The organism is Siminovitchia fordii DSM 16014 = CIP 108821 (assembly GCF_000374565.1).
Classification (GTDB): domain Bacteria; phylum Bacillota; class Bacilli; order Bacillales; family Bacillaceae_C; genus Siminovitchia; species Siminovitchia fordii.
On sequence record NZ_KB894709.1, the window covers coordinates 1 to 20,754 of the forward strand.

The following is a 20,754-nucleotide window of genomic DNA, read 5'->3' on the forward strand; positions in this document are numbered from 1 at the left end:
TCGAGAACGAAAGACTAACTTCTTTCGACTCTCCTTTATCTCACTCGTTTCAGTCCACCACATACGTCGATGGACAGGCGCTTACGCTTTTCTTATGTCCAGCTACGGGCGGCAGGGGCTCGAGGTCGCTTCGGTCAATCCAATGAAGCCAAAGAACGACTTCACAGGATTGCCCTCCAGCGCTTGTCGCCCCTAAGCAGCCACCCTACGCTTTTCTAATCACATTTCCAATTTAAAAGGATCTGCCCCGCCGGCTCGTTTTACGGAGTTCATTCTAAGCAATAGCACAATTATGCCGATAATCATCCAAGAAAATCCTACCGTAATTCCGATAGCATCCATTCCGAAAAGAATATTCAAGCAGACAAACACCCCTAATGCGGGGAATAACAAGTGTAGCAAAATATACTTTCCTGAACGTTCCTTTCTTTTAATAAAGAATTCCAAAAATACGGAGATATTAACGGAAGTAAATCCAATTAATGCTCCAAAGACCATAATCGAAAAAATGAGTGACAATGAAAGTAATAGCGCTCCTAAATATCCGGTTATAGCCAAAATAATGATGCTGGCATATGGGCTTTTATGTTTCGGATGAAGTTTAGCAAAGATTGATGGAAGCACCCTGTCGCGCCCCATGCCAAACAGAATTCTTGATCCAGAGGATTGCCCAGCTAATCCTGTAGCAATCCCAGTTAAAGCGATGATAACAGTACAAATAGTAGCTAATCCACTGCCGCCGACTGCTGTGGCAATCTCAAAAAAGGCTGTATCGGGAGATTGGAAGGAATTGAAATCCGGAGCAACCAAGGTCGCAAAATAAACTTGCATAATATAGAAAAGGGAAGCAAACAACAAAGCAATCACCGCTGCTCTACCCACTATATTCCCGGATTCCCTAGAATCTTCCGCCATTGTCGTTACCGCATCAAATCCCAGGTACGATAAAACAGCAATGGAAGCCCCCGCTATTAAAGCGTCCATTGAAAATGTGCCGGCATTAAAGATTCCGGTGATTGAAAAGAGACTTCCAAACCCATCAGAGCGCACAAGGCTTGACATCGCAAAGATAATAAAAATGACTAGACTAAACAGCATAGCAGCAGTCATGGCCATATTTACACGAGCTGTAATTTTAGTTCCGTAATAATTGAAAAGAGTGATCGGAACAAAAAAGACGAGCAGCATCATCCAATATGGAATGTTCGGAAAAAGCTCTAAAGAAAATAATGCACTCAGCTTTGTCAATAAAATAGGCATCATTAAGTAGTCCAGTAGAATGGTCCAGCCTGCAACAAACCCAACAGCCGGGTGAATCGCACGTGCCGTATAACTATACGTTGAACCAGCGGCAGGGAAAGCACTCGCCATTTTCCCGTAACTAGCGGCCGTGAAAATCATGGCAACAAGGGCAACGAGATAAGATAACACGGCATGGCCTTGTGAGATCAACGATAATTCTCCAAATAATGTCTGTGCTGATACCGGAGCCATGAAAACAAGTCCAAAGACGACCAAATCTCTTGTTTTAAATACTTTCTTCAATTCGTCGGTTCCGGTATTCGTATCAGCAGGTTGTAAAACCGCTTCGGAGGTCCTGCTAGCTTCCACACTAACACTCCTTTCTTAATTCATTTCTCTATTTTTCTCTGTATTACACCTAGAATGAAACCGATTTCATTAAATTGATTGAGGTAAATACCTTTCCAATCAATAGAAGAGAGACCACCCCAAAGGTCTACTTCCAACTTTTCAATTTTGGGGCAGTCCTTTGATCAATGGCTTAAAGAACTTTTTGCTCGAACTCGTTAATGGAATCCGATAAAATTTCGATGATTGTTTCAATATCTTGCTTTTGTGAGATTAACGGAGGTGCAATGGCCACTGCATTCATTCCTCCGAAGATAAGCGGTCTCAAAATCAGGTTGCGTTGCTTACAAGCGGCGACAACTGTTGGCGCTGCAAACAATTCAGGTGCAAAGCCTTCCCCTCTATCGCGGTCTTTGAACAGTTCAATTCCTGCCATCAGACCCATTCCTCTGGCTTTTGCAGTAATTTTGTGATTTTCCTCCAAATACTTCAGGCCTTTTAACAGTTCCTCACCCATTTCACGGGCATTCTCAACAAGCCCTTCTTTTTCAACAATTTCAATATTTTTCAATGCCACTGCACAAGCTGTAGGATGTCCACTGTATGTGAATCCATGGAACATGGGTCCTTCAGACATATCTGCCAATTCATCCCTCAGCCTGCTTGACATCATTACCGCTCCTAGCTGGATGTAGCCGCTCGTAATCCCTTTAGCAACGCTCATCAGGTCAGGAACAACATCCCAGTGTTCAACCCCGAACATTTTTCCGGTTCTTCCGAATCCCGTGATCACTTCATCTGTAATCATGAAAATATCATGCTCATCACAAAGCTCGCGGACCGCTTTCAAATATCCTTCTGGTGGAATATTCACACCACCGACTCCCTGTATTGGCTCAAGAATGACGGCCGCAATATTTTCCGGACCTTCCTTCTCGATGATCCCCCTGATGCTTCTTTCGTAGTTGGGATGTAACTTGTCCCCTTTTTCGCATTCAGTTTGATGTGGTAATGCATGTAAGAAACCAGGGGCGATTTCTGTGATCATGTTTTTAAATTCCGGAACACCAGTGGCACTCGTTGTTCCCATCGTTACTCCGTGGTATCCATTTTCCAGGCCGATGATCAGTCTTTTTTCGGGCTGCCCTTTCAACTTCCAATAATGGCGAACGATTTTGATGGCTGTTTCGTTAGATTCCGATCCGCCGGATGTAAAGAAACTTACATCCAGGTCGCCTGGTGCGATGCTTGCCAGCTTTGTTGCCAAACGGATGACTACTTCATGAGATTGGTTGAAGAAAGAAGATCCATAAGAAAGCTTCATGATCTGTTCACTTGCCGTCTCAGCGAGCTCTTTTCTTCCATAACCGACATTGACATTCCATAAAGAAGATACCCCGTCAATATACTCATCGCCTTTTACATCGGTGATGCGAATACCTTTTCCAGATTCAAAAATGAGTTCAGGTCCTTCGACCTGCTGCTCTTTGATTGGAGTGGTCGGATGTAAAAAGTGTTTTTTATCCAGTTCTCTTAATTCTTTTACACTGTTTTCAGCTGCTGCAGATTTAGTCATTCGTAAATTCCTCCCTATCATTTCTTATATAAAAATTATCTATGGACAGATACGGCTTATGCGCCGTACCAATCAATAGCATCAGGATTCAAGTCAACCCAGACATGCTTTGTTTCCGTATACATATCCATCGCTTGGGTACCCAATTCGCGTCCGAACCCGCTCTGTTTTGTTCCCCCGAATGGAGCGGCACTATCCAAGAGACTGTACGTATTGATCCATACAGTTCCGGATTTGAGTCCTCTCGCCATCCGATGTCCGCGTTTGATGTTGTTCGTCCAGACGCCTGCAGCCAATCCGTAAATAGTATCATTCGCTTTCCTTAAGGCATCCTCCTCATCCTTGAATCGGATGACGGAAGCGACTGGGCCGAAAATCTCTTCCTGTGCAATTCTCATTTCATTGGATACGTTTTCCAAAATGGTCGGAGAATAGAAATATCCATTTTCTGAAGCAAGTCTCTCTCCTCCTGTCAGCAAGTTGGCTCCTTCATCCAATCCCGCTGCCACATAATTTTCTATTCTTTCAAGCTGTGTTTGTGAAATTTGTGGTCCCATCTGTGTGGCCATATCCAATTGGTTGCCGACCTTAATCGATTTTGCCTGTTTGACAAATGCATCCATAAAATCATCGTAAATGGAATCCTGGACAAATATACGGGAACCAGCCGCACAAACCTGTCCCTGGGCAAAGTAAATGCCGAACGCAGCCATTTTCACTGCATTTGCAAGATTGGCATCTTCAAAAATAATATTCGGTGACTTCCCTCCAAGCTCAAGTGATAACGGTTTCAAATTCTCGCTGGCGGCCTGCATGATGAATCTTCCAGTTGAAGTTGATCCCGTAAAGGCAATTTTGTCTATGCCGGGGTGTGACACCAATGCGCTTCCTGCTTCTTTCCCAAATCCAGGAATAACGTTTATGACTCCATCCGGAAGACCGACTTCCTGGAAGATTTTCATTAATTCAAGCAAGCTTGAAGGTGTCTGTTCCGCCGGCTTAAGAACAATTGTATTTCCGGCCGCCAGAGCAGGCGCGATTTTCCACATGGCAAGCATCAATGGGAAATTCCAAGGTACAACTGCTCCTATCACACCAAGCGGTTCACGGATCGTGTAGTTCAACCTATCAGGCGGCGAAGCCAGTGTTTCCCCTTGAACTTTGTTGGCAAGCCCTGCGTAAAATTCAAGCACATCAATGGTTGCCGGCATAGCGATGAATTGAGTCTCTTTTATCGTCAAACCGCATTCTTTTGACTCTACCTCAGCAAGGAATTCAATTTTTTCCCTCATTTTAAGGGCAGCCAGGAACAAAAGCCTTCCTCTTTCACCCGGCGGCATGTTTTTCCATTTATCGGATTCAAATGCCTTTCTTGCCGCTTGGACTGCACGGTCCACATCTTCCTTCCCAGCTTCTGCAACGACAGCATTCACTTCTCCTGTCCCAGGATTAAATGTTTCAAATGTTCTTCCTGAAACAGCATCTGTCCACTTACCATCAATGAATAATTTGTATTCCTTAGTCATCGTCAATCTCCCTTCAAAGTCATATTGAATATTATGAGGATTTAACTTAAACTAAATGATAGACCAAAAGACTTACTGGAAACTTACAAACTTTCTTACTTTTTAAAAGATAGATTATGATATACATTTTGGATTGGCGGAAACGGTGAACGTCCAAAAAAGACAGCGGTTACATATCTTCACTGCGGATGTACGTTTTATAATGAGGGGGAGATAATCATGAATATTGAGGAAAATAAGCTGCAAATGCCTAATTACTCTCCATCTTTGAAAAGAAAGCGATTATTCAATGAGCTGGATCAATATGAAACTGTTTCATTGCTCCTTGTTACGGGTGACAGTGGCTATGGAAAAACAATGCTGATTTCCAGCTACATCCGTGAAAAAAACATTCCGGCAGTCTGGTATCAGTTGGGAAGTTCGGACCGCTACGCCCATATATTTCTCAGCTATGTCAAAACAGGTATATACCGTCAACTTGGGATAGACCACTCACCTCAAATTATAGAAGCTGAAGATGCGGATGCAGAGCTGGCCAATGTCATTTCTTTATTGGCGGACAGAAACCAGCCGCTGCTGCTGGTCTTTGACGACTACCAGCTTGTAGATCCAAGCCCCGAAATAGAGCCGATCATCAATGGATTGATCAACTCCTCTCCGGCAGTAACAGTCATCATTATCAGCAGGGGTCTCCCTCGCTTACCGATAACCAAGCTAAAAGTGGAACGGAAATATAAAGAACTTACAACTGCCGATCTGGCCTTCACCCTTGATGAAACATGCCAATTTTTCAATGAAATGAATCAAATGAATCTTGAAGATCAGGAAGTACAGTTCATTTTCGAAAGGACTGAAGGCTGGATTGCAAGCTATCAGCTCATTCTTGGTGTCATAGCCAAAATGAACGGCAAGGAGCGCTTATTGCTGTGGTCCACTTTTCCTTATGTTCAGGACATATATGACTATTTATCCGTGGAAGTTCTGCAGGCACAGCCTGAAGAAATCAAAGATTTTTTATATAAAACGAGCATCCTGTCTGAACTTGATCCAGTAGTAATCGATGAATTTCTTGGCATCGATCATTCTGAAAAAATATTAAACCGTCTCCTAACCCAGCATTTATTTGTATATCGGGACCAACAGGGAATAATCCGCTATCATCGATTGTTTAGACAATATTTGTATCAAAACTATAAAGGTAATATAAAAAATGATTATATGAAGGAACATTTGAGGCTTGCAGGCATTTACGAAAAACGCTATCAATTGATCAACGCCTTTGCTCATTACACTATTGGCAAGGATTATTTAATGGCAGCGAGAATTATGGGGTTGATCAGGGATTTGTATAATCCGGTGGAATCCATGCTTTTCTTGGATGGCTGGCTTGAAGAGATATCCGCGGGTGACTCATTTGCCATTAATACGTTGTTTCTGATTCGATGCGTACCGCTTGCCACATTAAAAGAGTTAACCACCCTATTTGAGGAAAACATTTCTCTTTTAAAGAAAAAGAAGAACGAACTTTGGCTTTGCAACCTGCAGCACCGTCTTGCCACCATTTATCTTATGCGTGGGGATATTGTACAAGCCAAGCAGCTTTTCAGCGATTCACTAAAGGGATCCGAACAATTTCATGATCACCCTATGAGTGCTTTGAATCTAATATTAATGGCTGAGATTTACAGATATCTAGGGAATTACGAAAAAGCGATTGAACTTGTAAGGAAGGCCGTTTTCATTTCCGACAAATACAGAATCAGACATACTCAAATCCATGCGCTGGATACTCTCGCAACCATCTATCTTGATAAAGAGAAAGTGGATAAAGCTGCCCCTTACATTGAATTGGCCCTGAATTTAGCTAAAGAGCACGACAAATCAACCTTGATTTTCGTTTATACAACGATGGGAAGATTATACAGTGTGAAAAACGACAGCGCCAAGGCCATTGAATGGGGAGAAAAAGCTGTCAGCCTTGCCGAAAGTTATAATAATGACTTTGATAACGGATGGTCCAAACATGAGCTTGGGAAAACCTATTTTAAAAGCCAAAAATATGAAAAAGCAAAGAGGTGTTTCGAACAAGCCTTTCATGCATTTTCCCTATTTACGCATTATCAGTGCATGGTTGGCATATCGATGTACCAAATATATAGTGTTATCGGTGATGGAGCTCATGCTGAAAAAGTGTACAAGGAAATAAAAAGCACTTGTGAAAAATATGATTTTTATTGGCTTTTGGATAGTTTGAAGCCAAAGAAAGCATCTAAAGATGCCAAAGAGCAAATGAAACCTCTCTCTATTCAAACGCTTGGAAGTTTTAAAGTGACCTATAAAAATAAGCCTATTATCATAAAACGCCAATCAAGTCTGCGCCTGTTACAATATTTTATTACACATAGAAATAAAAAAATAGAAAAGGACATGATCATTGACACTGTCTTTCCTGACGGCTCTCTCCACAATATCGAAAATCACTTCAACGTTTCTTTGTCCGTTCTGCGCAAGACATTGGAGCCCGATTTGAAGTCCGGTGTCCATTCCCGTTTCATTAAAAGGTTCGGCAACCAATATATTTTTGATACAACTGACATAGACTTGGATGTAGAAACGTTTCTGAACTTGACTAAAGAAGACTCTGATTGCGATATAAAAAAACTCGAAAAAGGCATTACGCTGTTTCAGGGGGATTTTTTTGAGGAATATCCTTACGAAGCAATGCTGGAAAATGAACGTGAACGAATAAGACATTTATTCGTAAAAACTAGCCAAATGCTTGCTCAGCATTATTTCCAGCAAAACAATTACCAAAAATGCTTTTTGCATTTTGAGAGGATTCTGGATAAGGATCCTTATCAGGAGGACATTTACTTTGACTATCTCGAAATGCTATTAAAGAAGAACCTTGTTACCAAAGCAAATAAAGTGGCAAATGACATGAAACAGTTTTTTGCGGATGAGATGGGCATATCCGTAAATGATCAAATTCAACATATATTTTCCAAATTCAGCGTGCAAATTCACGGGTAATCAATTATAAGCAGCGCCGGTTTCACCTATTGGGAGCCTGCGCTTTTTTTTGTTTCTTCACATTGTCTGAAATCGACAGTCTACAATATGTAAAATGTTCTATTTTTTCATTTTACACATCGTCTAAAGATTTAAAATATATTTCTTGAATTTTTTAATAAATATAGAATGAAGGACGGTGCTTGTTTAAATTTCAATACAAACGCTTACCACTCTAGGAAAGGAGAGAGAAAATGTTTAATTTACCGGCAGAAACCTTTTGGCTACTCGTTCCTTGGCCATTTATATGGCTGGCTCTTGCCTTTGGCATGTATTTAAAATTAAAAAGAGAAGATGACAAGGAAGAGATGAACGAATAGAAAAGTAATTCCAGGGGGCAAACCAGATGAAATCAGATATGATTGTCTTTATCATTTACCTGTTGGGCTTACTGGGGGTTGGACTTTATTTTTCCAGAAGAGCAGCAAAGTCAGTTGATGAGTATCTTCTTGGGGGAAGAAAGTTGGGTCCTGCTGTTACCGCATTGACGATGCAGAGTACCGCAATGAGCGGTTATATGTTTATGGGAGGACCTGCACTTGCATTCCAACAAGGATGGTATGCTTTATGGTACGCCATTGGTGATGCCGGCGGATCGATCGTCAATTTATCTGTTCTGGGCAAACGGATGCGGAGAATGTCTGAAATGCTTGGGGCATTGTCGCCGATTGAATATCTTGAGAAAAGATACGAAAGCCCTGCTGTCCGTGTTGTCAGTTCCATCATTTCAATTATTTTTCTGTTCGCCTATGTATTTGCCCAATTCATCGCATCTGGAAAAGCCTTGGCAACATTAACTGGGCTTTCTTACCAGACCGCTCTTATTCTCGGTGTCGGAGTCATCATCATCTATACGGTGACCGGAGGTTACCTGGCTGTCGCTTGGACAGACTTTATTCAAGGTATCATCATGGTTGTTGGGGTTGCCGCAATATTTTTCATCGCCCTTATACATGTAGGCGGATTATCCGCGTTAAACGAAAAATTGGCAACAATCGATATAACCTATCTCAGTATTTGGGGGAAAGATCTGGCTTATTACGGCCAATGGGGCGTTGTCCTTGGAGCTATATTAATTTATTCCATCGGCTATATGGGGTTGCCGCACGTGGTCGTACGCCATATGTCAATGAAAAATACAAAAACAGTAAAAGGTGCCATTTTGTGGTCTGCACTTTGGAACCAGATGTTTGTTTTCACACCGTATATTCTAGGCCTGATCGGCATCATTATGCTCCCGAATTTAACGGATCCTGAAATGGTCATCCCTACATTGGCGTATACATTTTTTCCTGGAATCTTTGCAGCCATTTTACTATCTGCTGTAATGGCTGCCATCATGTCCACATCAGACTCAATCCTAATGCAGGCAGGCACTATCCTTTCGAGGGATGTCTATCAAAGGTTCATCAATAGGAACGCCAGTCAGCCAAAAATGATCCTAATTTCAAGGCTTTGTATTTTATTCGCTGGAATCATTGGTGTCGTTGTTGCCATTTATGAACCTCCTTCTGTATTTACGCTTGTTGTATTTGCCTTCGGAGTTCTTGGCAACAGCTTTTTAGTACCTTACATTGCATCAGTATATTCAAGAAAGGCAAACCATGTCGGAGCGCTATGCGCCATGATCGGGGGCGGGGCCACAAATGTCATCTGGACATCCATGGAATTGGAAGGTTTGACGGCCATCCATCCGTTCCTGGCAGGTCTTTCCATTTCCATTTTGGGAATGGTGATCGGAAGCAGATTTGGCCGAAGACCTTCGGATCCGATACTGAAAACGTTTGAAAAGGCCAAAGGCATTAGGCAAATCCCACAAAAAATCGAAAAAAGTATCGCACGGGATCTAAGCCCTGAATCCAAAAACATTTCCAAATTCCTTTTAGAAAGAAATTTATTGAAGGAGTGAATAATGGTTACGGAAGTATTTACACTGGAAACCATTTTTTCTGAAGAGGAAACGGAGCAATCATTTCAAAGGATGCAACCGGATGTGGCTTTCACAGTCAGCCATTTAATTTACTATCCCTACCTTTTCCATGAGTATTCTTTTGAAAGAAAAAATCCATTCTCGCCTTTAAAAGGGAATGTCGCATGCACAGTAGACGCGATCTCCGGGATTGCCGCGCTTGTAGACAAAGCACCGTCGTTTATTAAGGCATCTGTTGATTCAAAACAGATTATTTCCCCTAAAGTGGATGAGGAGAAGGCAAAAATAATTGCTGAGGATTTCTTGTTCCAGACAATCTCAATGAAGATTAAAATTTTACTGACACCCAAGATGAGGTTGACAAAATACCTATTATTTCACCGCCCATACTTGATCCTGAATGCTGAACAAAAAAACAAAAAAGGATTTACCTTAATGGTCGATTCAGTTTCCGGAAAATATCACCCCTTATAAAGATAAAAGGGCCGCCTCACGTGTCAGACCAGGCGGCCCTTTCAGTAAATGTTGTTAAATTGGAAGAAAAAGCTCGAAGCGGTGAAATTTCGAACAGCGCAGAAACGAGCCAACGGGAAGGGATCCGCCGCTTATGTGACTAACTCTAAACAGTCATTTTTTATCACCATAGCATAATCCAAAAGGCATGCCTGGAATAAACCTTCCTTGCCCTTGTTTTCCAACATATTTTCCATCTTTCAAAACCATGTTTCCTCTTAGCAAAACCTGGTCGATCTTCCCGATCTGTTGAAAACCTTCATATATATTGAAGTCCACCCCGTGCAAACTTGTTTCATTTGATATGGTGGATGTATGGTCAGGGTCGTATATGACTATATCAGCATCAAGACCTATTCCGATATGACCTTTTCGATGATCCAATCCGTTGACCTTTGCTGGAGTCGTTGCAAAAAGGTCAACGAGTTTCTGTCTTGATATTCTTCCTTTTTCTACTCCGTATGTCCAAAGGATTGCCAAACGGTCTTGTACACCTGGACACCCGTTTGGAATATTTGTAAAGTCGTTAATCCCCATATGCTTCTGTTCTTTCCAGTTAAAGCCGCAATGGTCAGAGCTTACAGCATTCAGCCAACCCTTATCGACTGCCTCCCATAGTACCTCCTGATCCTCTTTTGTTCTTAATGGCGGGGAACAAACATATTTCGCACCTTCAAAATTTGGTTTGGCCAAATCCTCCTTGTCGAGGACGAGATATTGGGTGCAAGTTTCTGCATAGACGCCAATTCCGCCGTTATAAGCTTCTCTAATTGATTCCATAACCTTTCTCGCCGTTACATGAACAATATAAATTGGCGCTCCTGCCAAACTCGCCAAGTGAATGGCCCTTTGCGTGGCTTCCACTTCTGCTGTCACCGGCCTTGAAACCGCGTGGTAATACGGTTCTGTCTGGCCTTTTCCTAGGCACTCATTTTGCAGTACATCAATAACATCCGCATTTTCTGCATGAACCATGACAGTTACACCTGCATCCTTTGAAGCTTTCAACGCTTTAAAAATGGACTCGTCATTGCTATGAAAAGGAAGGCCTTTATATGCCATAAACAGCTTGACCGTGGAGATGCCTTTGTCCGGAAGGCTTTTAATCTCTTCAAACACTTTGTCTGAAGGATCGCAGATGACTCCATGGAACGAATAATCAGCCATCGCCTGTGGAGCTGCTTCAATCCGGTCATATTCCTCAATCGTTTCTGCAATCCCTTTCCCGGGTTCCTGATTGACGAATTCAATCACTGTCGTTGTTCCCCCGGCAATGGCAGCATTTGTCGTTTCAAATCCCCTTACTTTTTCTCCCTTATAATCAAATGAATAATGCACATGCTGGTCGACACCGCCAGGCAATACGAACTTGCCGGCTGCATCAATAACTTTTTCCGCCTTCATACTCAAATTTTCGCCAATGGCAGAAATCCTCTCTCCCTCTATATAAATGTCCGCCTTATATTCGTCCACTGCAGTTATAATCGTCCCATTTTTAATTAGAACACTCAATGTTAGCCCTCCACTTCATATCATTTTTTAAATGGTTCTATACAATAGTTCTGTTCCTAAAGAGATGTCTTCCTGTGCGGAGAATTCTTCAGGATTGTGGCTGATTCCGTCTTTGGATCGGACAAAAATCATTCCATAATCACAAATATAGGACATGATTAAGGAGTCATGAAACGGACCGCTCTTCAGTTCTGGAGGTTGCAGGCCCATTTTCCTGCTCTCATTCCTCATGATTTGCATGATATCTTTGGAGCAGAATCGCGGTTCACTGCGCGTATCTTCTATTAAGGTGTACGTCAACTGATGTTCTTCGGCTGTTTCTCCAATAATATCCCGCAGCTTTCTTTCTATTAAATCTCTCCGTTTTTCATCTATATCACGCAAATCGATTGTAAAACTGACTTTTTCAGGGATTATATTCCTGGAATCGGGAAACACCTGCAAACTCCCGACAGTCCCCACTGTAGGTGCATCTTTGTCCATGCTTGCCAATTCATTGACAGCTGTTATGATTTTTGCTGCTCCAACGAGGGCGTCTTGGCGTATCTGCATGGGGACCGATCCCGCGTGGCCAGCAAATCCCGTTAATTCCACTGTCAGCCATAATGGCCCGGATATCCCTGTCACAATTCCGATTGGTTCGTCCATTACCTCCAAAACCGTACCTTGTTCTATATGTAGTTCCAAAAAGGCATAAATATGTTCCGGGTCATATTCCGATTCTTTAAATCTGGAGGGGTCGCACCCGAAGGCGACCAAGGCTTCTCTTCTTGTCACTCCATTTTTGTCTGTTCTTTGCAGCTCACCTTCTTCCAATCTCCCAAAAAGCCCCCTGACACCAAACAAACCTTTATTGAAGCGGCTGCCTTCCTCATCCGCAAAGGCTATGACTTCAATAGTGCAATTTGGCTGCATGCCTTTATCCTTCAATGTTTGAATTGCTTCAAGAGCTCCTAAAACCCCAATGGTACCGTCATATCTGCCACCATACGGCTGGGAATCTATATGGGAACCGACCATGAGTATTTGAGCGTTTGGATCCTTGCCCTCAAGTCTGCCGATTAAATTTTCAAAATGATCGATCCTTGCAGTCAAGCCGGCTTCCTCCATCCAGCTTTTTACTTTTAATACGGCCAACTTATCCTCTTCTGAATGTGCAAGACGGCTTACACCTGTTTCACCAATTCTCCCAATTTTGGACAACTCGCGATTCTTTTTTCCAGCCTATTATGATTAATGTATAAAGGGTTCACTTTATCCCTCCATTTCGAATTCAGAAGAATGCATCACTTTTGACATCCTGTCTAGGAAATGATCCAAGAAACGGGATGCTTCCACTTCAGTGCACACATGTATTTTGGTTTCTCCCTCTTTGTTCCCGACAGTATTACCAACTTCTTCACCATCTGTTATTACACTTATGTTCATTAAACGAGTCCGAACGAAACTGGGATCGATCACTACACCAACTGCAAGCGGGTCATGTAAGGCACAGCCTCCTATTCCCGGATAAAAAGATTCATAGGCACCAATATAATGTTCAGTCATGTCCGCGAAAAAGTGGGCAGTTTTACTGTGAACATCCCTCCATTCATCCATCTTGGCCAATGGCAGCAAAGTCTCCATCGTAACGTCAAGGCCGACAAGAGTGACAGATAACCCCGAAGAGAAGACACAATCTGCAGCTTCAGGATCAGCAACAATATTTGCCTCTCCATAAGGTGTAACATTACCCGGAACATTAACAGCCCCGCCCATAATGACTACATTTTTGATAAGCGGTATAATTTCAGGAGCTTTATTTATAGCCCGTGCGACATTTGTCAGAGGTCCGACGGCTATGATCGTGATTTCATTAGGACGTTCTTTAACTTGCTTAATCATGAAATCCTCTGCCGATCCGCTGGCAGCACGCTTTAATGGTTCCGCTTTCAAAACATTGCCCAGACCGTCTTTCCCATGAACCAGCCTCGCCCATTGAGGTTTCATACCGCGCTTGAAAGTCTGGCTTACTCCTTCGTATACAGGAACGTCTTTTTCAACCATTTCCAGGACGGCAAGGGTATTTCGGGTTGCTTCTTGAACAGGCACATTTCCGAAGCAGGTTGTAAACCCCAGCAGCTCCAATTCCGGAGAGCTTAAGGCATATGCTATAGCGAGAGCATCATCAATTCCCGTATCGACATCAAAAATGACCGCCTTCAAATTCTTCACTCCTATCAGTTATCATTTGGATAAGTTCTTCAAGGCCTGGATGACCAGGTTCCAAAATTTTGTATGATCCAATTCAACGGCAAAATTTACATTCGGCTCTCGGCAAGTGGTTCCAAGAAGGTCCACCGCTGTCATCCCATACGTAAACTCACCCTTCGTTTCAATATCAACACGAACCTTTTTTGTTTTAACCACAGAAGGATCTATGCAATAGGCTACACTGCAGACATCATGTACAGGCGGATGTTCAAATCCAAATACATCATGATAAGTTTGACGGAAAAACTCCAACAACTCACTTACAAACATTCCCGCGTGATTATCGATTTGTGCAATCCGCCTACAAACCTCTGCAGTAGCCAAAGCCTGGTGAGTCAGGTCCAAACCCATCATCGTAATAGGTACGCCGCTCTCAAAAACGACCTTTGCTGCTTCTGCATCTACGAAAATATTAAATTCTGCGGCAGGGGTCCAATTTCCAAATGTACCTCCGCCCATCAATACAATTTCTTGAATCTTTGATAAAATCGCCGGCTCTTTTCGCATAGCCATCGCGATATTCGTTAGCGGAGCAACTGGAACCAACGAAACGTCCCTGTCCGATTCCATCAATTTTTGTATGATGAAATCCACTGCATGCACGTCTGTAGACGTTCTTTCAGGTTCTGGAAGCACAGGACCGTCCATGCCGGAATCTCCGTGGATAGACGGAGCAGTTTCACGCCTCCTTATCAAGGGGTGAGCACAGCCTTTGTATACAGGGACATCGGTGCCGGCGATTTCGCAAACCTTCAAAGCATTTTTTGTCGTTTTGTCCACTTCCGCATTGCCGGCGACTGTTGTAATCCCAACAAGCTCAATATTCGGGTTTCCGGCAGCGAGTAAAATGGCAATTGCATCATCGTGGCCTGGATCACAATCCAATATGATCTTTCTTTTTATATTATTCTGCATGATTACTACCTTCCTTTATACCTGTCCAATTTCGGTCCCTGACAATCAAAGCGAAAGCTTGTCGAGGCTGCAAGATTTGGCGCTTTGAGGCGGTTCCAGCTCCTTGCCCTTCGAAGTTAAGAGCATATTCCTATTCCCTTTTAGACTGCCTGCTCGGGACCGTTAGCTATACCATCCTATTTGGGGGCTACCGCAGATGCGGGACCCGTAGAAGCCTCACTTAACGAATCGATTTGCCTTCCTTGCTTTCGCACCGCATAAACGACCAAGGCCAATATGGTTACAACATAAGGCAGCATTTGAACAAATTGGCTGGGGATTGGGCTATTTGGTATTGTTTGAAGGAGTGTTTCCAGCGCTTTGGCAAATCCAAAAATCAGTGATCCTATCAATATACCGATCGGATTCCGGTTACCAAGCAAAACGACCGCCAACGCCAGAAACCCGGTACCCGCTGTCATATCTTTTACAAACATTCCAGTCATCCCCATTGACATGAAAGAACCAGCAAGGCCAACGAACACACCACTCCATGCTAGCGCGGAATACTGAAGCCTTCTTACTGGTATCCCCAAGGATCCCGCTGCCTGGGGCGACTCTCCTATCGCACGTAAATGAACACCGTAAGGTGTCCTATATAGCATGATAAACACAAAACCTACACATAACAGGCCAATCCATACCATTAAACTGTGTCCGCTGAATATTTTTCCGAGGATCGGGATGTCTTTGATTAAAGGTATATTCACGACGGGAATTTTATCCAAACCGGATGGATTAAAGCTTCCCGTTGCATCGAAAAACTTGCTCATCAAAAAGATGGTCACACTTGATCCGAACATATTGACCGCAAATCCAGTTATGATTATATCCACCTTCATTTTCAGATGGAAAAAACCCATTGCGTAAGAAAGCAGGACACAAATAATGACACCGGAAACCACCCCGATGGACCAGTAGCCTGTAACAGAACCGATGGCGATTGAAGTGAAAGCAGAGACCAACATCAAGCCTTCCAGTCCAATATTTGTCACCCCAGTCACATCAGATATCAGTCCTCCCAGGGAAGCAAGCAGAATCGGTGTAGTGGAACGAAGAAGGATGACAACGATGCTCAAATCAATAATCTGGCTCCATAAACTAGACCACATTTGCTTTCACCGCCTTATCCCCGGAAATATTACCGCTTTTGTTTTTCATGATTGACCTTTGTTTTAAATAGTTAAAGACGGCTTGTGCGGATACAAAGAGTACTAGAAGCACTTGTATAATAACCGCCAGTTCCCTCGATACATCGCTTTCCGCCTGCATGACCTGTCCTCCCACCTGTAAATAGGCATAGAATAAAGCTGCCAATAAAACGGCTATTGGATTATTACGGGCTAACAAGGCAATGATGATTCCATCGAAAGCAAGATTAATAGAAAAGCTATCTTTGTATGTTCCGTGAACCCCCATCAGTTCAATGATGCCCCCGAGGCCCGCAAGTGCACCGCTGATCATGACACTCAAGATAATGATCCGTCTTGTTTTTATACCGCCGTAGCGGGCAAAGTCAATATTCTGGCCTACTAGACGCATTTCATAGCCAAGTCTTGTTTTATATAACATCATATAAACGAAGACAACCGCTGCAGCAGCTATGAAAATTCCATAATGAACTGGAAAAGTTCCTGATATTTTCCCGAGCAGAATATCCTTGTCAAAAAATGGCATTCTTGCAAATCCCCCGCTCTCTGGGTCCTTAAAGACATTATTGATCAAATAAGATGTAGAGATGATTGCCACATAATTCAGCATCAAGGTCGTAACAACTTCATTTGCATTCCAATTGGCTTTAAGGTACCCGGGGATAAAGCCAAAGATGGCTCCGCCCGCCAATGCAAAAATTAAAATGACAAGTATATGGATTGTTGCCGGCAATCCATGGATATAGGTGGCTGCCAATGCACCTACAAACCCTCCTACATACAACTGGCCTTCAGCACCCATACTGAATATATTCGTCTGGAAAACAACAGCCAAGGCCAATCCCGTAAATATGAGCGGCGTCGCTTTGTTGAGAATTGTACTGATATTGAAAGGGCTCGAAAAAGGACCAAGTACAAAAGATGCAATAGCCGCATTCGGTTCTTCGCTGACAAAGAAAATGATGATGAAACCGCATAAGACTGCAAAGAATATTGCTCCAATAATACCTAATAAATCAAGGTATAAAAAATGTCTTTTATTCATGCGCAGCCACCTCTTCGACAGCTCTCTTAATACCCAGCATGTAATATCCAATTTCCTGTTCCGTCAGTTCCTCGGCATTATTCAATAATGCAACCAGCTCCCCATTATACAAGACTCCAATACGGTCACTTAAACTGATAATCTCGGACAACTCGGCCGAGACGAGCAATACCGCAGTTCCTTCATCCCGTTTTTTAATAATTTCTTGGTGAATAAATTCGATTGCTCCGATATCTACTCCCCTTGTCGGCTGAGCAGCAATGAGCAGCTTCGGATTTTTTGCCATTTCCCTGGCAATAACAACCTTTTGAAGATTACCGCCAGACAGCGAGCCGGCCAATGCCAATTCACTGTCTGTTCGAACGTCATACATCCTTATATAATTCCTGGCAAATTCCTTCAATTTCTTTTTATTTAAAAATGGGCCTGTCCTGAATTGAGGGTCGTTATAAATGTCCAAGATCAAATTTTCCTCAATCGTTGATGTTAGACAGGCTCCTGTTGTTTGCCGGTCTTCAGGAATATGCCCTATTCTCATGCTCCGGATATCTCCAATGCTTTTCCCAAGGATATTCTCATTCAAGTAGAGTACCTGACCGCTGCTCGCTTTTGTAAGGCCTGTAATTACTTCAACCAATTCCCTCTGGCCGTTTCCCTCCACTCCAGCAATGCCCAGGATTTCTCCACCTCTGATTTTAAAAGACACACTGTTAAGCAGTTTTAACCCCTTTTCATTTTTAACTGACACATCACGAAGCTCTAAAATCGTATCTTCCGGTTCTTTCTCCTGCTTTTCAACCCTGAATAACACGTCCCTTCCTACCATCAGTCGTGATATTTCTTCCTGATTAGTATTTTTCGTGAAGAGAGTTTCGATCGTCTTGCCAGCTTTAAGAACAGTGATCCGATTCGAAATTTCCATTACTTCCCTCAGTTTATGAGTGATAAAAATAATTGTGTAATTTTGGTCGACGAGCGATTTGATCGAATCAAACAGTTCATCTGTTTCTTGCGGCGTCAATACAGCGGTCGGTTCATCCAAAATGATGAGTTTCGCCCCTCGGTATAGGACTTTCAGGATTTCGACCCTCTGTTTCTGTCCAACCGAAATGGATTCCACCAATTCTTCAGGATTTAACTTAAAACCGAATCGACAAATCAGCTCCTGAATTTCTTCCTTCTCTTTTTTTCTGTCTCGAAATAAATGAAGAAATCCTTTTCTCGGTTCATCACCCAATACGATATTTTCTGAAACGGTGAGCGATGGAGCAAGCATAAAGTGTTGATGAACCATGCCAAGACCTTGACTGATAGCATCGCGCGGCCCATGAAAATGTACTTTTTGACCTTTAAAAATGACCTCACCTTCGGTAGGAGTTTCTAGCCCGAAAAGAATCTTCATAAGTGTCGATTTCCCTGCACCATTTTCTCCTACTAGGGCGTGGATTTCCCCTTCATGAACTTCCAGATTCACCCCTCTATTCGCCACGGTTCCATTAGGGTACACTTTGTGAATGTTTTTCATTTCCAACAATGCAGCCATGTTTTGAACCCCCTATTTTGGAAATGCCGGGAATATTTATCCTGTCCCTGCCAGTCCATGCCATCTATTATTTCAAGGTTGATTTTACCTCTATTTCTCCGTCTGCGAGCTTTTTCGTAATATCTTCCATTTGATCACGGATCGACTGAGGAACATGCTCGTTATAAAGATCATCCTGAGCAAGTCCTACCCCTTCTTCTTTTACTCCAAGTTCTTCATGGGTTCCAAAGGGCAGCTCTCCTCCTTGGAACAGCTCCAAAGCTCGGAACGTCGAACTGTCCAGGTTTTTCATCATGGACGTAAGAACACTTCCTGGATGGATATCATTTTGGTTACTGTCCACACCGATAGAATAGACACCCTTTTCATTTGCCGCCTCCAATACTCCAAGGCCAGCGGCAGCCGCTACCTGATAGACAACATCGGCTTTTTGCGAATTGATTTGGGAAAGGGTAAGCTCCTTCGCTTTTGGAGCATCCGCAAAGTTCCCAATAATTGATGAAACAACTTTAATATCCTTATCTACATAATGCGCCCCTTGTTCATAACCTGACTTGAAGTCATTGATGATCGGAATGTCCATTCCACCTACAAATCCGATAACTTTTTCAGGGTTTGCTCCTTCAAGCTCTTCGTTAATGGTCACCAGCCCGGCGAAAGCACCTGCAAGGAAAGATCCTTCACTCTGGGAATAAGTCATAGAATAAACATTTGGCTGATCTACAACATCATCGAAAAAAATGAATTTTTGATCCGGATATTTTTGTGCCAGTTCGTCTACCATTTCCACAGTTTGGCTTGTCCCGACCAGAATGACATCATATTTTCCGCTTGAAACCATCGATTCAATACCGGCGTGCCAGTCACCTTGGTTTGTCCCGCCTTCAATTGTTTTAACCTCATAGCCTAATTCTTTTTCCGCTTTATCAACCCCGCGTTTGACAGAGTCAAAGAATGACTTATCACCAAGTGTAGCGTTTACATAATAGCCGACGGAAAGTTTGCCTCCTGATTTTCCATCCCCGTCTCCATTGCCGCCACCTTTATCACCGGATGATTTATTGCCTCCGCAGGCAGCAAGAATGAGCATGATACTGACAAAAATTGAAATTAATAATGTTGAATTAGACATTTTCCCCATATCCGACACCCCTTGTTATCATTTATTTTGTAGACTTTCTATAAACTGCAGAGTTTCATCCAAATCGGGCATGGAAGCTTGCGCCCCTTCTCGGGTTACTGTCAACGCCCCAACCGCATTTGCAAACTTGGTTGCTGAAAGAAGATTTTCCCCGCTGACCAAAGCAGCGGCCAATGCACCTGCAAAAGCATCCCCTGCTGCTGTTGTATCTTCTACCGGAACATCATGCCCCTTTAATGTGAAGGTCTCCCCTTTGTCAGTTACCGTCACACCTTTCCCGCCCAGTTTTGAAAAAACTGTTTTGACTCCTCTCGATATAAGGAGTTGGCCGGCTTTTTCGGCTGTTTCGGTATCTGTTACTTTAATATTGGTTAATTCGGTTATTTCGTTTTCGTTTGGAAGGATATAATGAACCAGTTCATATAAGTCTTTCGGCAGTTCTCTGGCAGGAGCAGGATCCAGCATTAATGGAACGCGATGTTCCTTAGCTATTTTTGCTGTTTCCATCACTGTTTCCATTGGTATTTCAAGTTGAATCATGATGACTTTTGCACGGCCAATCACCTGCTCATGCTTTCTTATATATTCAGGTGTTACAAAATTATTGGCACCAGGAGCGACAATAATGCTGTTCTCGCCTTCATGGTTGACATTGATCATTGCTACCCCTGTCGATTCGGCTTTCACCTTTTCAACATAGGTCGTATCTGTCCCGGTCTTCTTTAAATTGTTTATCAATTGCTCTCCAAACAAATCATATCCGACACACCCCAACAAGGCCACGGATGCCCCCAGTTTACTTGCAGCATAGGCCTGGTTCCCCCCCTTCCCACCTGGACTGACAAAAAAATCACTACCAATAACCGTCTCCCCCCATTCGGGTCTCCGGCCAACCTTTACGACCAGGTCCATGTTCAGACTTCCTACAACAACAACATCTGCCTTCAT

At 42.9% G+C, this 20,754-nt stretch carries 16 protein-coding genes; 4 read left to right on the forward strand and 12 right to left on the reverse strand.

The genetic code is table 11. The annotated features are described in order from the left end of the window. Positions 1 to 219: 219 nt before the first annotated feature. From C509_RS0120235 to C509_RS0120245, 3 genes are all read right to left on the reverse strand, one after another. The gene (locus C509_RS0120235) at positions 220 to 1,611 is read right to left on the reverse strand and encodes an APC family permease (RefSeq protein WP_018708757.1); all 1,392 of its coding nucleotides are present in this window, start codon (positions 1,609 to 1,611) and stop codon (positions 220 to 222) included. A 172-nt stretch (positions 1,612 to 1,783) separates the two neighbouring features. Beyond that, entirely contained in the window at positions 1,784 to 3,166 is a 1,383-nt protein-coding gene (locus C509_RS0120240; RefSeq protein WP_018708758.1) for an aminotransferase family protein, read from the reverse strand. A gap of 56 nt (positions 3,167 to 3,222) precedes the next feature. Next, positions 3,223 to 4,692 (reverse strand): aldehyde dehydrogenase family protein, encoded by a 1,470-nt coding sequence (locus C509_RS0120245; RefSeq protein WP_018708759.1) that lies wholly within the window; start codon positions 4,690 to 4,692, stop codon positions 3,223 to 3,225. A gap of 219 nt (positions 4,693 to 4,911) precedes the next feature. On the opposite strand from C509_RS0120245, the gene C509_RS0120250 reads away from it, so the two are divergent. The 4 genes from C509_RS0120250 to C509_RS0120265 all read left to right on the forward strand — a co-directional run bounded on the left by C509_RS0120250 (position 4,912) and on the right by C509_RS0120265 (position 10,168). Then, entirely contained in the window at positions 4,912 to 7,725 is a 2,814-nt protein-coding gene (locus C509_RS0120250; RefSeq protein WP_018708760.1) for an AfsR/SARP family transcriptional regulator, read from the forward strand. 233 nt (positions 7,726 to 7,958) lie between these two features. Next, positions 7,959 to 8,084 carry a hypothetical protein gene (locus tag C509_RS27275; RefSeq protein ID WP_018708761.1) on the forward strand — a complete coding sequence of 42 codons (126 nt, stop codon included), beginning with the start codon at positions 7,959 to 7,961 and terminating at the stop codon, positions 8,082 to 8,084. 26 nt (positions 8,085 to 8,110) lie between these two features. After that, a complete protein-coding gene (locus C509_RS0120260; protein ID WP_018708762.1) occupies positions 8,111 to 9,673 on the forward strand; it encodes a sodium/proline symporter in 1,563 nt (520 codons plus the stop codon). 3 nt (positions 9,674 to 9,676) lie between these two features. After that, positions 9,677 to 10,168: a hypothetical protein gene (locus tag C509_RS0120265; protein WP_018708763.1), complete on the forward strand. Its 492-nt coding sequence runs from the start codon at positions 9,677 to 9,679 to the stop codon at positions 10,166 to 10,168. Positions 10,169 to 10,321: 153 nt separating this feature from the next. Here C509_RS0120265 and hydA read toward each other — a convergent pair whose 3' ends face one another. From hydA to rbsK, 9 genes are all read right to left on the reverse strand, one after another. After that, the gene (gene hydA / locus C509_RS0120275; protein WP_018708765.1) at positions 10,322 to 11,719 is read right to left on the reverse strand and encodes a dihydropyrimidinase; all 1,398 of its coding nucleotides are present in this window, start codon (positions 11,717 to 11,719) and stop codon (positions 10,322 to 10,324) included. A 27-nt stretch (positions 11,720 to 11,746) separates the two neighbouring features. Continuing rightward, the gene (locus tag C509_RS24925; RefSeq protein WP_018708766.1) at positions 11,747 to 12,922 is read right to left on the reverse strand and encodes a M20 family metallo-hydrolase; all 1,176 of its coding nucleotides are present in this window, start codon (positions 12,920 to 12,922) and stop codon (positions 11,747 to 11,749) included. Positions 12,923 to 12,973: 51 nt separating this feature from the next. After that, positions 12,974 to 13,924 (reverse strand): nucleoside hydrolase, encoded by a 951-nt coding sequence (locus tag C509_RS0120285; RefSeq protein WP_018708767.1) that lies wholly within the window; start codon positions 13,922 to 13,924, stop codon positions 12,974 to 12,976. A gap of 21 nt (positions 13,925 to 13,945) precedes the next feature. Then, positions 13,946 to 14,887, reverse strand: coding sequence for a nucleoside hydrolase (locus tag C509_RS0120290; protein WP_018708768.1), 942 nt, complete (start codon positions 14,885 to 14,887; stop codon positions 13,946 to 13,948). A gap of 176 nt (positions 14,888 to 15,063) precedes the next feature. Then, a complete protein-coding gene (locus C509_RS0120295; RefSeq protein WP_018708769.1) occupies positions 15,064 to 16,038 on the reverse strand; it encodes an ABC transporter permease in 975 nt (324 codons plus the stop codon). Further along, positions 16,028 to 17,122, reverse strand: a complete 1,095-nt coding sequence (locus C509_RS0120300) for an ABC transporter permease (protein ID WP_018708770.1) — start codon at positions 17,120 to 17,122, stop codon at positions 16,028 to 16,030. Before C509_RS0120300 ends, C509_RS0120295 begins: the two co-directional genes overlap by 11 nt. Continuing rightward, positions 17,115 to 18,665, reverse strand: coding sequence for an ABC transporter ATP-binding protein (locus C509_RS0120305; RefSeq protein ID WP_018708771.1), 1,551 nt, complete (start codon positions 18,663 to 18,665; stop codon positions 17,115 to 17,117). Before C509_RS0120305 ends, C509_RS0120300 begins: the two co-directional genes overlap by 8 nt. A 67-nt stretch (positions 18,666 to 18,732) precedes the next feature. Further along, positions 18,733 to 19,806, reverse strand: a complete 1,074-nt coding sequence (locus tag C509_RS0120310; protein ID WP_018708772.1) for a BMP family ABC transporter substrate-binding protein — start codon at positions 19,804 to 19,806, stop codon at positions 18,733 to 18,735. Between the two features lie 18 nt (positions 19,807 to 19,824). Further along, positions 19,825 to 20,754, reverse strand: a complete 930-nt coding sequence (gene rbsK / locus C509_RS0120315; RefSeq protein WP_018708773.1) for a ribokinase — start codon at positions 20,752 to 20,754, stop codon at positions 19,825 to 19,827.